Origin of the sequence: Wenxinia marina DSM 24838 (genome assembly GCF_000379485.1) — a bacterium.
Classification (GTDB): Bacteria; Pseudomonadota; Alphaproteobacteria; order Rhodobacterales; family Rhodobacteraceae; genus Wenxinia; species Wenxinia marina.
In genome coordinates, this window is sequence record NZ_KB902299.1 from 152,089 (window position 1) to 164,796 (window position 12,708).

General features: G+C 63.9%; 16 protein-coding genes. 9 read left to right on the plus strand and 7 right to left on the minus strand.

Annotated features, from left to right (window positions below; translation table 11 throughout):
* Position 1: 1 nt before the first annotated feature.
* The 8 genes from A37W_RS0113700 to A37W_RS23820 all read left to right on the plus strand — a co-directional run bounded on the left by A37W_RS0113700 (position 2) and on the right by A37W_RS23820 (position 6,838).
* The gene (locus tag A37W_RS0113700) at positions 2 to 457 is read left to right on the plus strand and encodes a DUF411 domain-containing protein (protein ID WP_026198497.1); all 456 of its coding nucleotides are present in this window, start codon (positions 2 to 4) and stop codon (positions 455 to 457) included.
* Between the two features lie 12 nt (positions 458 to 469).
* Entirely contained in the window at positions 470 to 1,252 is a 783-nt protein-coding gene (locus A37W_RS0113705) for a ZIP family metal transporter (RefSeq protein WP_018303607.1), read from the plus strand.
* 27 nt (positions 1,253 to 1,279) lie between these two features.
* Positions 1,280 to 1,738, plus strand: a complete 459-nt coding sequence (gene lspA, locus A37W_RS0113710; RefSeq protein ID WP_018303608.1) for a signal peptidase II — start codon at positions 1,280 to 1,282, stop codon at positions 1,736 to 1,738.
* Positions 1,735 to 3,318 (plus strand): apolipoprotein N-acyltransferase, encoded by a 1,584-nt coding sequence (gene lnt / locus A37W_RS0113715; protein ID WP_018303609.1) that lies wholly within the window; start codon positions 1,735 to 1,737, stop codon positions 3,316 to 3,318. Before lspA ends, lnt begins: the two co-directional genes overlap by 4 nt.
* On the plus strand, positions 3,309 to 3,476 hold the full coding sequence (locus A37W_RS24035) for a hypothetical protein (RefSeq protein ID WP_086017002.1): 168 nt from the start codon (positions 3,309 to 3,311) through the stop codon (positions 3,474 to 3,476). Before lnt ends, A37W_RS24035 begins: the two co-directional genes overlap by 10 nt.
* Positions 3,477 to 3,500: 24 nt before the next feature.
* Positions 3,501 to 5,438, plus strand: coding sequence for a penicillin acylase family protein (locus A37W_RS23350; RefSeq protein ID WP_081617136.1), 1,938 nt, complete (start codon positions 3,501 to 3,503; stop codon positions 5,436 to 5,438).
* Positions 5,435 to 6,430, plus strand: coding sequence for a cytochrome c oxidase assembly protein (locus tag A37W_RS0113720; protein ID WP_026198499.1), 996 nt, complete (start codon positions 5,435 to 5,437; stop codon positions 6,428 to 6,430). Before A37W_RS23350 ends, A37W_RS0113720 begins: the two co-directional genes overlap by 4 nt.
* Positions 6,431 to 6,661: 231 nt before the next feature.
* A complete protein-coding gene (locus tag A37W_RS23820; RefSeq protein ID WP_018303611.1) occupies positions 6,662 to 6,838 on the plus strand; it encodes a hypothetical protein in 177 nt (58 codons plus the stop codon).
* Positions 6,839 to 6,873: 35 nt separating this feature from the next.
* Here the strand turns inward: A37W_RS23820 and A37W_RS0113730 are convergent, their stop codons facing one another.
* Positions 6,874 to 7,377: a L,D-transpeptidase family protein gene (locus A37W_RS0113730; RefSeq protein ID WP_040754070.1), complete on the minus strand. Its 504-nt coding sequence runs from the start codon at positions 7,375 to 7,377 to the stop codon at positions 6,874 to 6,876.
* Between the two features lie 72 nt (positions 7,378 to 7,449).
* Complete coding sequence (locus tag A37W_RS0113735; protein ID WP_437437305.1) at positions 7,450 to 9,846, minus strand: heavy metal translocating P-type ATPase; 2,397 nt, start codon at positions 9,844 to 9,846, stop codon at positions 7,450 to 7,452.
* A gap of 347 nt (positions 9,847 to 10,193) precedes the next feature.
* Here A37W_RS0113735 and A37W_RS23585 point away from each other — a divergent pair, with 347 nt between their 5' ends.
* Positions 10,194 to 10,376: a hypothetical protein gene (locus A37W_RS23585; protein ID WP_229665998.1), complete on the plus strand. Its 183-nt coding sequence runs from the start codon at positions 10,194 to 10,196 to the stop codon at positions 10,374 to 10,376.
* Positions 10,377 to 10,401: 25 nt separating this feature from the next.
* Here the strand turns inward: A37W_RS23585 and A37W_RS0113750 are convergent, their stop codons facing one another.
* The 5 genes from A37W_RS0113750 to A37W_RS0113765 all read right to left on the minus strand — a co-directional run bounded on the left by A37W_RS0113750 (position 10,402) and on the right by A37W_RS0113765 (position 12,682).
* On the minus strand, positions 10,402 to 11,067 hold the full coding sequence (locus A37W_RS0113750; RefSeq protein WP_026198501.1) for a L,D-transpeptidase: 666 nt from the start codon (positions 11,065 to 11,067) through the stop codon (positions 10,402 to 10,404).
* Between the two features lie 171 nt (positions 11,068 to 11,238).
* Positions 11,239 to 11,394 carry a hypothetical protein gene (locus A37W_RS24390; RefSeq protein ID WP_229665999.1) on the minus strand — a complete coding sequence of 52 codons (156 nt, stop codon included), beginning with the start codon at positions 11,392 to 11,394 and terminating at the stop codon, positions 11,239 to 11,241.
* 31 nt (positions 11,395 to 11,425) lie between these two features.
* Positions 11,426 to 11,683, minus strand: a complete 258-nt coding sequence (locus tag A37W_RS23355; RefSeq protein WP_081617137.1) for a hypothetical protein — start codon at positions 11,681 to 11,683, stop codon at positions 11,426 to 11,428.
* Entirely contained in the window at positions 11,680 to 12,354 is a 675-nt protein-coding gene (locus tag A37W_RS0113760) for a YcbK family protein (protein WP_018303618.1), read from the minus strand. Before A37W_RS0113760 ends, A37W_RS23355 begins: the two co-directional genes overlap by 4 nt.
* Positions 12,355 to 12,427: 73 nt before the next feature.
* The gene (locus A37W_RS0113765; RefSeq protein WP_018303619.1) at positions 12,428 to 12,682 is read right to left on the minus strand and encodes a DUF6127 family protein; all 255 of its coding nucleotides are present in this window, start codon (positions 12,680 to 12,682) and stop codon (positions 12,428 to 12,430) included.
* Between the last annotated feature and the right edge of the window lie 26 nt (positions 12,683 to 12,708).

Here is a 12,708-nt window from a genome sequence, read left to right on the forward strand (position 1 = left end):
CATGAAACGTCTGACACAAGCCCTGAGCATCGCAATCGCACTCTTTCCGGCGGCGCAGGCTCTCGCGGAGGCAACTGCCATCGATGTTCGAAAGACCAATGGATGCGGCTGCTGCCTGTCCTGGATGAACCATCTCCAGGAGAACGGCTTCGCACCGACAGGCCAGGACATGTTCGGCGGCCTCCTCGTGCGTTTCAAGCTCGACAACGGGGTGCCGCAGCGCATGGTCTCCTGCCACACGGCGCTCGTCGACGGCTACGTGATCGAGGGCCACGTGCCGGCCGCCGACATCCGCCGCCTTCTAGACGAACGGTCCGACGCGGTCGGTCTCGCGGTTCCGGGCATGCCCTACGGTTCGCCCGGCATGGGGCCCGAGGAGGACCGCGAAGCCTACGACGTGTTTCTGATTCTGAAGGACGGCTCGACCGAAGTCTATTCAAGCTACCCCGAAGGGTAAGCCACCTGACGAATGGATCAATTGTCCCCGATCATGCTCGGCTTTCTCGGAAGCCTGGCCGCCGGCACGTTGACAGCCGTCGGGGCCGTCCCCGTGCTGTTCGGGCGGATCCCCTCACGCGCCACACGCGACTTGTCGCTCGGCTTTGCGGCGGGCGTGATGCTCGCAGCTTCCTTCTTCTCGCTGATCATTCCAGCGCTGGACGCGGCTGAGCCGCAGTTCGACAACGGGGCGGTACCCGCGGCCATCGTCTGCATCGCAATCCTTCTAGGCATGGGTGCCGTTGCCCTGATGAACGAGAAGCTGCCGCACGAACACTTCAGAACGGGCCGCGAAGGTCCGGGCGCCGCGTCGCTTCGGCGGGTCTGGCTCTTCATCATCGCAATCACGATCCACAATTTCCCGGAGGGCCTCGCCGTTGGCGTTGGGTTCGGATCCGGTGGCGTGGAAGGCGGCCTCCCACTCGCCATCGGAATCGGCTTGCAGAACGCGCCCGAGGGTCTCGCTGTGGCGGTGTCGCTGTTGGGTGAGGGATACTCGAAGCTGCGCGCCTGGGGCATTGCGGCCCTCACCGGCATGATCGAACCGATCGGCGGGTTGCTCGGGGCGGGTATCATCACGCTGTCGGAGCCGCTGCTGCCATGGGGGTTGGCGTTCGCCGCCGGTGCGATGCTGTATGTCATCAGCCACGAAATCATCCCAGAAACCCATCGCAGCGGACATCAGAACAAGGCGACGCTCGGACTGTCGGTCGGCCTTGTCCTGATGCTGTTTCTCGACGTCTGGCTGGGGTGACAGATGTTGAGAGCCGAAAGAACGCGCGTGATCGGCATGTTGGCCGCCGTTGCGGCTTTCGCGATCGATCAGGTCACAAAGGCCATCGTCGTCACGAATGCGAGCTTCTTGAGCGCTGGTGTTCCCGTGTTTCCCGGTTTCAACCTCACGTTCCATCGCAACGATGGCGTGACCTTCGGACTTCTGGGCGGCGCGCCGTGGTGGAGCCTTGTGGTGCTCGCTCTTGCCGTCTGCGCCTGGCTCGCGATCATGGTGCTCCGCGCCGGGAACGGCATCGAGGCGCTTGCCTACGGGGCGATCATCGGTGGTGCACTCGGCAACGTGCTGGACCGCCTCAGATTTCGGGCCGTGACGGATTTCCTCGATTTCTACGTCGGCTCCGCCCACTGGCCCGCCTTCAACATGGCCGATGTGTTCGTGGTCGGCGGCGTCGGATTGCTTCTGCTCGCGCCGATTTTCAAGCAACGACCTCGGTCTGGTCCATGAACCTGATTTGGACGCTGCCCGCGGCGCGGGTGATTTCCCTGCCGTCGCGCATGACCGTGGCCTGTGCAGCCGGCGGCCTGGCGGTCCTGACCCTCCCTCCGTTCTCGATCCTCCTGCTTGTCCCGGTTGCTTACGCTACCCTCCTTGTACTCCTTCGGCATCTCTCCGTCGCCAAGGCCGCACTCGTCGGCTGGGCGTTCGGTCTTGGGCAGTTCGGTTTCGGACTCTCGTGGATCGCGGAGAGTTTCTACGTGGATGCCGAGCGGTTCGCTGCGCTGGCGATCCCCGCCGTCGCAGTGCTGTCCGCCGGCCTCGCCATCTTTCCGGCCATCGCGGCGGCGCTCTTCGCCGGCGTCGCACAACGCCGTGCGATCGGAGGCGTGCTGGCATGTCTTCTGTTCGCGACCTGCTGGACGACGGCAGAGTGGCTGCGCGGGCACCTGCTCACGGGATTTCCGTGGAACCTCGCGGGCTACGCGCTTGTCGAATACGCGGCCTTGCGGCAGCCGGCTGCATGGGTCGGAAGCTACGGGTTGAGCTTTCTTGTGGTCCTTGCCGGCACCCTTCCGGCGGCAGCTTTTTTGGCGAGAGGGCGGCACCGTTGGGACATCCCCCTGCTCGGCGTTGGGATCGTTGTGGTTGCCTGGAACGCAGGCACAGCACGGCTCCAACTTGAGACGCCAGGACCATCGGGAGTCGACCTGCGCATCGTGCAAGGCAATGTCCCCCAGCAGGAAAAGTGGGCGCCCGAAAATCGGGAGGCGACCCTCACGCGCTATCTCGAACTCTCGACACGTCCCGGCCCCGTCGACATCCTGCTCTGGCCGGAAACAGCCTTCCCGGGCTTTCTCGATGAGGACGTTGAGGCGCGGTCGCGCATCGCCGCAGCCATTCCGGCTGGGGCCCTGCTTCTGACCGGCGTGCCTGATCGTGTATCAATGGATGGAGGCACGAGTTACTTCAACTCGGTCCAGGCCTATGACCAGTCCGGCGAATTCCTGACCGGCTACGCCAAGCACCACCTCGTTCCCTTCGGCGAATACATGCCGTTCAGGGGCTGGCTGCCGATCGACCGTCTCACGCAAGGCTTGGGGGACTTCACGCCGGGACCAGGGCCGCGCACGCTGGCATTACCGGGGGTACCGCTGGTTGCCGTGGCCATCTGCTACGAGATCATTTTTCCGGGCCATGTCGTTGACGACCTGTTCCGGCCGGACTGGATCTTCAACGCGACCAACGATGCCTGGTTCGGAACCAGCATCGGGCCGGAGCAGCACCTCGCCTCTGCACGCATGCGCGCCGTCGAGGAAGGGCTTCCCATCGTCCGGGCCGCGAATACCGGAATCTCCGCGGTCATCGACGCAAACGGTGATCTCGCCGCGCGGCTCGGCACCGGAGAAACCGGTGTCATCGGTGCGGCTCTGCCCTTCGCTCATCCGCCAACGCTTTATGCGCGCTTCGGCGACTGGACACTGCTGGCTCTCATCTTCGCAACTTGGGCCGTGGGACTGGCTGCAGGTCTGGTCGGCACACACCGGGGCAACAAGAAAACAAGAACGGAGACAAAGTCATGCTGGTAATCGCGGGCATTGTCGCGGGTGCAATCTGGGGTGGTTATCTGGCGCGACGCCGAAAAGGAAACCGGCTGGATATCCTCCAGTATGCGACGAGTTCGGCTATCATCTTCGGTCTTCTCACCTATTTCGTTTCGGTGGTCCTTTTGCGCATCTTTTCATGAGAAGGGTTTCGAAACGGCACCGACGTGAGACGTCTTTTCAACATATTGCTGTACGGGTTCCTGGCGATCTGCATCACGGCATCGGTTGGTTCCGGGTTGGTCTATTTTCTGCTGAGCCGATCCGTTCCCGACTACGACGAGGACTTCACGGTCGCAGGGCTAGACGGACCGGTCGACATTCTGCGGGATTCTTCGGCAGTCCCGCACATCTCCGCAACTTCTGCCGCAGACGTCTACTTCGCAATAGGCTTCGTTCATGCGCAAGACCGGCTCGGTCAGCTGTTAAGGGCAAGGCGAAGAGCGGAAGCTTCGTGGCCATCCGATGAGATCTTGGACCTTGCGCCAGCGGTCTCAGACGCGCTCGCGTCCTATGCCGCCGGAGTCAATGCGTGGCTCGAACTGGTGTCGGCAGGCGGGCGCGGCAGAGGCTCTCCGGAGCTGCTGATCGCAGACGAACGGTCGATCGCGGCCTGGACACCCGGCGATAGCCTGAGGATTGCCCGGTCTTTCCTGAATGGCCTGCTACCGGGAAGCGCACGGGAAGGAATGCCGAGCATATCAAGTGCCATTATACCGGCGGATCGCCAGAGAGTGCCCGAGCTGTTTGCGACTGATCCGGAGCAGCGCCTTGATGCATGGGCGATGGACGGCGACCGAACAGCGACCGGAACGCCAATTCTAGCCGCCGATATCAGCGGTTCCCTGTCGCTTCCCTCGGAATGGTATCTCGCAGATCTTCAATTTTCGACAGGGCCGGTCATAGGGGCCACAATGCCGGGCGTACCTTTCGTTATTGTCGGTCGCAATGCGCGCGTCGCCTGGGCCTTCCGGACATTTCCCGTGCCAGACGAGGAGGCACCAAGGGGGCCGTCAACCGTGCAGGCGGCAGGTTTCCTGACGATGCTGGAGCTGTTCGCGCGTTCGGCCGACGCGACCGATGCCATCGGAGTTGCCGCAGACATGTTGCCGAAGGGCATGGAGGCATTGGCCATTGACCGAGAAACCGTTGCCCGATGGCCAAGAGCGGAGGCCGTACGGGCGTCGTCTTTTCGCGACATTCGGCTGGCGGAGCTTGAAGCGCGGCAATCGATCTTCTCGACGGAAGGCGCCATCGGTGTTCAAAGGGACACCGTAAGTTCCGTGGCGCGAACCCTCCTGCCCCTGATGGCGAAAGAGCTTTGGTTCGTGCAGTCCAGAGACAGCATCGAAGGCACCGATGCGGACGTCCTTCGTCGTGAGCTACTGGACAGGCTTGCGTCGTGGAATGGCAATATGGATCGCTATTCACCGGAACCTCTGCTGTTCTGGACCTGGGTCCGGGCTTTGCAGCAGCGCATTTTGAAGGACGAGTTTCCGACAGCGGAGCAAATCTGGACCCGTCCGAACCCGGACTTTCTTTATGCGGTACTCAGCAATCGTCGCGGTAGCGCGATCTGGTGCGACATCCGCCTATCCTCACCTCGCGAGACATGTGAGGAGCAGGTTCGCGCGGCCCTGGATGATGCCCTTGGCTGGCTGGTCGATCGATATGGGCGCGATCCCTCGACGTGGACCTGGGGGGAGGAGCATACATTGGACATGCAGTGGTCGCCGATCAGTTCACGTGGGTTGCTGACTGACCTGCTGTCCCTTCAAACGCCGATTTCGGGCGATCCCTTTACGCAATTCTTGACGTCATTTGGTTTGGAAGAAGGCCGTCCATTCCTCGTGGGGGCCGGAAGCAATTTTCAGGCGGTCATGTCGATATCGGAAGAAGCGGGATCATACTACATCGCGCCCGCCGGGCAGTCGGGACATCCGCTATCTCGTTTTTACGACAATCTCTTTCCCTCGTGGATACAAGGCGAATACCTCGCCATGTCGACCGATCTGTCACTGGCCCGTGGCGGGGCTTCCGGGCTCTCGCGGCTGACACCGGCTACCTCCGACAACCCTCGGATGAGCGAGGGCCGAAGCGAATGATCACGAGCTCCATCCTTTACGACCCTTTCGGCTACGCGCTGTCACCGGTGTCGCTCATTGTCGTCGGCCTTACAGCATGGCTGTATTTGCGTGGGCTCAAAATACACGCTCGCTGTCTCGGAAGGTTTTCTGGCTGGCGTCGAACCGTCCTCTTTGTCGGCCTCGCGGCCGTCCTCGTCGCGACGAATGGGCCGCTCGCGCCATTGGGGCACAGTCTGTTTTGGGTACACCAGGTCGAGCATCTTCTTCTGCGACTGGCAGGACCACTGCTCATCGCGGTTTCTCAGCCTTGGCTTGTCCTTCAAGCCGGGTTGAAAAGGGAATGGCGCCGACGCCTTGCCTTGATTGGGCGTGCGCGCATCCCGCGATTCTTGGCGCCTCCAGCATTTGCCACCTCCCTGTTGTTTGGCGCGCTTTTCGTCTGGCAGATCCCGGCGATCTACTCCCTTGCACAACGTATTGCGGCGATGGAGGCGCTGGCACATCTGTCAATGGTGCTGGCTGGGCTTTGGTACTTTGCTATGCTGTTCGATCCGCGTGATCCGCCTGAAGGAGCGCGGCGCGGAGCTCGGCTGATTTCAGGGTTCGTGGTGATCGTTTCCAACATCTTTCTGGGCTCCCTGACGACGCTCAAGGAGGTGTCCCTCTATGGATCAGAAACAATCGCAGCAAACGGTGTTCGACTTCGCGCCCTGGCCGACGAAACAATCGGCGGCTACGTAATCTGGGTCCCGTCGTCGATGGTTCTCATCGTGGCAATCATTCTGGTGCTGAACGGATGGAACGCGGCGGAGGAACGGCGTTGGACTTCCCGCTACGACCTGGTGCGCAAATCGAATGCGGCGTCGCTCGAGTTTCCGGAAACCGCGGAGGAACTGCGTCTGAAAGTGGAGAAGCCGAACCGGGACATGGGCCGCACCCTCGCCCTCGGCGCATTCGCCATGTTCATGGTTGTGATGATCACCTTAGTGACGATCGTCTACGCGCTCTGAATATCGGATCGATTTCCGAGTACTAACGCTCGCCCATGAATGCAGCGGGAAGCATTGGGGCATTCGCAATAATCACTAGCGCCCGAAGCGTCGGTGTGGTCGCGACCCTTCTGCCCTCACTTTCTTGATTGCGCCCAACTGGCTGTTGTCCTCGCGTAGATGGAGCCTATTCCTCACTGCGATTGTTCCGCAATGCACGTTCGAATGCGTCCAAGGAATTTTTACTCATTGATGCTCGATCCCCTCAGCATCGCGTTCCGCGGTTTCCTCATCGACCCCAAGGCTAGAAAGGAACGCTATGTGCACTCGTTTCAGTACGACAAGGCAACAAGCGTCACACTGGCCGTGATCGCCATGGTGATCGCGATCGAGGCCATCAACTTGGCTCTTCGCCGCCGGTTTGCCTGAAGCGATCGACCGACGCGCAGACGCCTCCCAGCCCGTCAGGCGTAGATGTCTATTGGTGTTCCGTTGCTAACCATGGCGTAGATTTCCTCGATCTCGGGATCCGTCACCGAAATGCAACCTGCCGTCCAGTCGCGGACATTGGTCGGGTCGATACCACGCCGCGGTCCGCCGTGAATGAAGATGTCCTTGCCGGGGGAACGCCCTAGGGATTCCGCGAAAGCGATGTCGGCCTCGTTCGGGTAGGAGATGCCGATGGACAGATGGAAGAGGCTGTCGGGGTTCCGCCGGTCGATCACGTAGGAGCCTTCCGGTGTGCGGCCATCGCCTTCGAACTGCTTGTGACCGACAGGCGCGAAGCCCAGTCCGATCGGGTAGGTCCGCAAGACGCGATCGGCGCCGTCGAGAACCAGCAGGCGCTGCGCCTTGTAGAGGCGCAGCCGGGTGACCTTGGGTCCAGAATAGGTTCGGAACTTGCCGGCGCAGCCGGACAGGAAGGCGACAAGCCCACCGAACAAGACGCCGCGGCGTGGAATATGGATTATCGTCACTGCTCTATGCCTCGTGAGCGAGGTCTCGTATGGGTCAAACGCTACCCTGGAGGCCGTGGCGGTTCAATGCCCGTGTGCAAGAGCGCCTCTTGCCATCTGCTCACCAATCTGTTCACCGCCGGATGGCGGCACACCTGCCTCGTGGCCGTTGAGCAGGCGCAATGCATTGGCGACCACGAGAAGAGAGACGCCGACATCCGCCGCGATGGCGCCCCACATCGACGCCATCCCGAATGCCGTCGCAACGACGAAACCGGCCTTCGTCGCCAGTGAAACGCCGATGTTCTGGTGGATGATCGACATGGTCCGCCGGGAATGACCGATGAGCCACGGCACCTTGCCAATGTCGTCCGTCATCAGGGCGATGTCCGCTGTCTCGATGGCCGCGTCGGACCCGACGGCGCCCATGGCGATGGCGTAGTGCGCGCGCGCCATGGCTGGGGCGTCATTCACCCCGTCGCCGATCATCGCCACCATGTCGTGGCTTTCGACCAGTTCCTCGATGGCCGTCACCTTGTCCTCGGGCAGGAGTTCGGCACGAACCTCGTCGATCCCCACCTCGGAGGCGACCGCCCGCGCGGTGCGCGCATTGTCGCCGGTCAGCATGACGATCGTCGTCACCCCCTGCGCATGAAGCTGCGCAACGATGTCCTTCGCGTCCGGGCGGATGCGGTCGCGCAGTTCCAGTAGACCGGTGACGCCCGTGTCGTCGCCCACCGCCACCGACGTCGCACCGGCTATCTCGATCCGATCGCGCAGATCGGTAGGGATTGCCTCGCCCCAGCCGCGCTCGGCCGCAAACCGGTCGGAGCCCAGCCAGACGGCGCTACCGCCGACGCGACCTTCCAGCCCGCGGCCCGGCACCGTGCGCGTGTCCTCGGCCGGCGTCACGGTCAGCCCCTCGCGCTCGGCCCGCGCCAGGATCGCGCGCGCCAGCGGGTGCGAGGACCGCGCCTCGAGTGCCGCGGCCCGCGTCAGCAGATCGCGCGCGGAGGCGCCATTCAGGGGGTGGATCGCCGCAACCTCGGGCTCGCCCATCGTGATGGTTCCGGTCTTGTCCATCGCCAGCGCAGTGGTGCGGCCCGGCGCCTCGACATAGGCGCCACCCTTGATCAGCACGCCTGCCCGCGCGGAGGAGGTGAGGGCCGCGACGATGGAAACCGGCGTCGAGATCACCAGCGCGCAGGGACAGGCGATGACCAGAAGCACCAGAGCATTGTAGAACCAGAAATCCCACGCGCCCCCCGTCAGCAGCGGCGGCAGGATCGCGATGGCCACGGCCAGCGCCATCACCGCGGGCGTATAGACGCGGGCGAACTTCGCCACCCATTGCTCCACCTCGGCGCGGCGGGAATGGGCGTCGCCCACCATGCGGATGATCTTTGCAAGAACTGTGTCCGAGGCCGCCCTGGTTGCGCGTATCATCAGCGTCCCTTCGCCGTTGATGGTGCCAGCATAGACGTCGTCGCCCAGTTCCTTGGCCACCAGCGCGCTCTCGCCGGTGATCGGCGCCTGATCCACCGCGCCCGCACCTTCGATCACCTCACCGTCCAGTGGAATGCGGTCGCCACCTCGCACGATGAAGCGGTCACCGATGGCCACCTCTCCGGCCGGCAAGGTTTCCTCCCGGCCGCCCTCGCGGATCACCCGCGCGGTCGGCGGTGCGAGGTCCAGCAGCGCCGAGACCGCATTGCGCGCCCGTCCGACGCTCCAGCTTTCGAGGTAGAGCGAGAGCGAGAAGAAGAAGGCCACCGTCGCCGCCTCAAAGAACTCGCCGAGGCCGATGGCGCCCGCCACGGCTACCACCATAAGAAGGTTCATATCCGGGCTCAGTCGGCGCGCCGAGGACCAGGCCTTGGGCGCCACCAGCCAGACGCCGAACACGATGGCAAGCGCGAACAGGCCCGCCTCGGCCAGCGGCATCGGCGCCTCGCCGTGTCCTGCAAATAGGGCAATAGCGCCAGATGCTCCGGTCTCGACGAGATGCCAGAGGAAGCCGGCGGCCCAGAACCCGCCGCTGGCGGCCGTTAACAGGCGCTGGCGCTTCTGGTGCGCCGCCCGGTCCACCTCAGCCCTGTCCGCGTCCCAGGGGAGAGCGGACATGCCGGTGCCGGCGATGAGCTTGACAATCCGGTCGTCGGTCACCGGCTGCGCGCTGTCGAGCACCGTCATGCGGCCATTGATGACATCGAAGGCCAGATGCGCTTCGCCGCCGACCTCCGGGCCGACGGCCCGGTTCAGGATCGCCACCTCCTCGGCACAGTCGAGGCCGCTCACCTGGAAGCTGCGTCCGCGCGGGAGCGGTCCGCAGGGCGCTGGACCGCCGGCGAATCCGCCGTTGCCACAACAGGCAGCACTTGCGCCACGCGCGTGGTCATGACCATGCGGATGGCCGTGATCATGCGCGTGGTCGTTCCTGCAGGCACTGTTGTCTCGGTGGGAATTGCGGTGAACGGACATGACGCGACCCTCGGATTCGGACGTGTCCGTCCTATTTAGGGTCTACAGCAACTAGAGCTTCAAGAGGAAAATCGCCGGTCGGGTTGGCGGGCGATCATATGGCGGTCAACTGGCCTCCCGGTCGCCTCAACCCTGCGCGGGGCCTGACGGGCTGGTCACCGAATGGGCGATCAATGCATTGTTCTTCCGGGCCCCTCCGGATACCAATCCGAGTGAAATCTGTAATGGTGGCTTCCGGAGGCGGCGCGATGAACACGCGATGGGCGGGGACAATCATGACGACTCTTCTTCTCGGGGCATGCAGCGCGAACCTGACCGGTACGACCGAGAGCCCGGAGGCGTTGCCCGTGCCAGGCTCGGTAATCGCACTCGCCGACCCGAGCCAGAACCTGCAGACCGCGCGCCTGCGTCCTGAAGACGGCTGCTACTGGTATCTTCATTCGGGCCCCGTCGAGACGACGCTCCTTCCGCTCCGTACCTCGGAGGGGCGGTCGATCTGCACCGCCACCGGCACCTCCTCGGCATCCTGAGCACGCTACTCCTGCAACCGGATTGTCAGCTTCTTGCGCCGAGCGCTCTCTCGGCAGGGTAGAGCCTCGCCATCACCCCGATCTCAACCTCGTCGTAGAGCCCGTTGATGTGGGCCATGACCATGCGGACGCAACCGGAACTCGCCCGGCTTCCGATCGAGCGGGGATAGGGAGTGCCGTGGATCCGAAGATACGTGTCGCGCTCCCCGACGTAGAGGTAGAGCGCGCGCGAGCCGAGCGCATTCTGCGGACCCGGTTCCATCCCGTCCTCGTACTGCGAATAAAGGTCCGGCTCCCGCTCGATCATGCTCTGCGTGGGGGTCCAGTGCGGCCATTCGACCTTGCGCCGGATTGTATAGGTGCCAGGCTCGTAGAGGTCCCCCCGGCCGATAGCGACCCCGTACCGCATTGCGGTTCCCCCGGCTTCGATGTGGTAAAGGTAGCGTGCGACGGCATCCACATGGATGTCGCCAGGCGTCAGGCCGTCGTTCGCAATCACGCGTTGTGGAAGAAATCGCGGGTGGAGCCCCCAGGGGTTCGACGTGGCAGGATTGTAATTCGGCGGCGTCACCTGCGCGTCCCAAGCCGCCTTTTCTGACTCTGTCGGCCAGTTGCTCGCCGAGAGCGGTCCGGCAAAAGGCGGCGAGAACAATGCGGCAGTGGTCGTGATGAAGTGGCGTCTGGTCAGCATGCTTGTCTCTCAGTCGTTTTAGGCATGAATGATCTCAGCGGCCGTAGGGTGGATTTTTCGCTGCGTCATCTTGGGAAGTTGACGCTTCATGATGCTCGCCGGCTTCATGCATTTCCGGTGTGGTCATGACGCTAGCACCTGAAGCGGCTGTAGGTTCAAGGACCGACCGCCTCACGAGTCCGCGATGTCGCCCGTGTGCGGACGACACGCTCGCGCCTGATCCCGCATAACACTGTAGTCGGCGAGCATTTCGGCGATAGCCGACCCCTCCGGCAACAGATCGAGCTCGTCGGCTGCGCGGGCCTGGAGCTCGCGGGTGTACTCCACCACGGGCGGACAGGCGGTCGCGATGCCGGGCTCAGAACCTACCGTCGCGCAGCCGCTCAGCGAGCTCGTCGCGATCGCGAGGACGACGAGCCGCCGCCTCCAGCATCTGGCGTTGGACATCATTGGCCTTCTCTGTTGTCTTGAGGCGTTCAGCGAGGCGTCCCGCTCGCTCGCCAGTGCGCCGAAGCGCAAGCAGAAACAGGAGCACGGCGAGGACGATGGCGCCGTAGCGCAGCGCCGCCCGCATCCACGGGGTCGTGGCGATCCCGCCGAGCAAGGTGCTGATCACCGCCGCCCCCGGCGCCAGTCATCGAGGCGGGCGTAGATCGTGACCGCGATGCCGCCGAGGGCGACCACGATGAACACCCAGCGCAGGGTATCGAGATACGGGACCAGCGGCAGGACGGCGCTTTGCGTCTCCGCCAGCACCTGCTGAGCCACTTCCACCCCGGCCGCGCCGAGCGTCGCGACACCCGCCGCCCCGCCGCCCTTCATCGTACGGCTGTCGGCCAGCACCTCCCGCGCGGGCGGCGTCTCAGCTGCAAATGCGGTCGCCCGGACCGGGAACCGCTCGCCCCACTGCCGAGCGGGCCCGAGATCGACATGGATGAACCCCGATCGCGGGTAGAAGCCGAAGCCGAGGAATCCGACCTCGCGCGCCGCGGCCTCGAAGGCCACCGGGTCGTGGTTCGCCATGGCGATGTCGAAGGCGGCGCCGTCCATGTGCTTCGACCGGGTCGCGCCGCCGACGGTACGGTTGTGCTCGGGGCTGCGATAGGCGGAGCGGACGATCAGCGGCTTGCCCAGCTGGTCGCGCAGCGCCTGCAGCTTGTCGAGCGCGGGCTCGTTGATCAGCAGCTTGCCGGTGCCCCGGCAGGCGATCTCCGCCGGGCTGAAGTTCGGCCAGCGCCATGCTGCCTTCGGCGCCTCTCGCCAGTGGTCGTAGAAAGTTGTGGTCATGGGGTCCTCCAAAACGAAGAAACCCGCCTCGAGGGCGGGTGCGGTTGGGCTGATGGATGAGGATGGGGCGCGGCTACGGGCCGCTGCCGAAAATTTTCAGCTTGATGGCGATGCCCGCGAGCAGCGCCAGCATGACGCCGGTGGTGATCATGCGGACGGCAGTCTGCATGGCGGTGCGGCGCACCAGCCGGATGCAATCCACCAGCGATCGCAGATCGCGGATGTCGAGCGCGGCCTCGTCGCCATCGAGCCCGACATCGGCCAGCGCGCGTTTCGCCCCTTCCTCGGCGGCTCGCGTAAGGATCGCCTCGAACTCGGCGTCGGGCATGCGCACGAAGCCCTCGGATCTGGGTG

Excerpts from the sequence above, each read along its gene's own strand:
- A37W_RS0113700 (WP_026198497.1), top strand. The coding sequence starts at position 2 with ATGAAACGTCTGACACAAGCCCTGAGCATCGCAATCGCACTCTTTCCG.
- A37W_RS0113705 (WP_018303607.1), top strand. The coding sequence starts at position 470 with ATGGATCAATTGTCCCCGATCATGCTCGGCTTTCTCGGAAGCCTGGCC.
- lnt (WP_018303609.1), top strand. The coding sequence starts at position 1,735 with ATGAACCTGATTTGGACGCTGCCCGCGGCGCGGGTGATTTCCCTGCCG.
- A37W_RS24035 (WP_086017002.1), top strand. The coding sequence starts at position 3,309 with ATGCTGGTAATCGCGGGCATTGTCGCGGGTGCAATCTGGGGTGGTTAT.
- A37W_RS0113720 (WP_026198499.1), top strand. The coding sequence starts at position 5,435 with ATGATCACGAGCTCCATCCTTTACGACCCTTTCGGCTACGCGCTGTCA.
- A37W_RS23820 (WP_018303611.1), top strand. The coding sequence starts at position 6,662 with ATGCTCGATCCCCTCAGCATCGCGTTCCGCGGTTTCCTCATCGACCCC.
- A37W_RS0113735 (WP_437437305.1), bottom strand. The coding sequence starts at position 9,846 with ATGTCCGTTCACCGCAATTCCCACCGAGACAACAGTGCCTGCAGGAAC.
- A37W_RS0113750 (WP_026198501.1), bottom strand. The coding sequence starts at position 11,067 with ATGCTGACCAGACGCCACTTCATCACGACCACTGCCGCATTGTTCTCG.
- A37W_RS0113760 (WP_018303618.1), bottom strand. The coding sequence starts at position 12,354 with ATGACCACAACTTTCTACGACCACTGGCGAGAGGCGCCGAAGGCAGCA.
- A37W_RS0113765 (WP_018303619.1), bottom strand. The coding sequence starts at position 12,682 with ATGCCCGACGCCGAGTTCGAGGCGATCCTTACGCGAGCCGCCGAGGAA.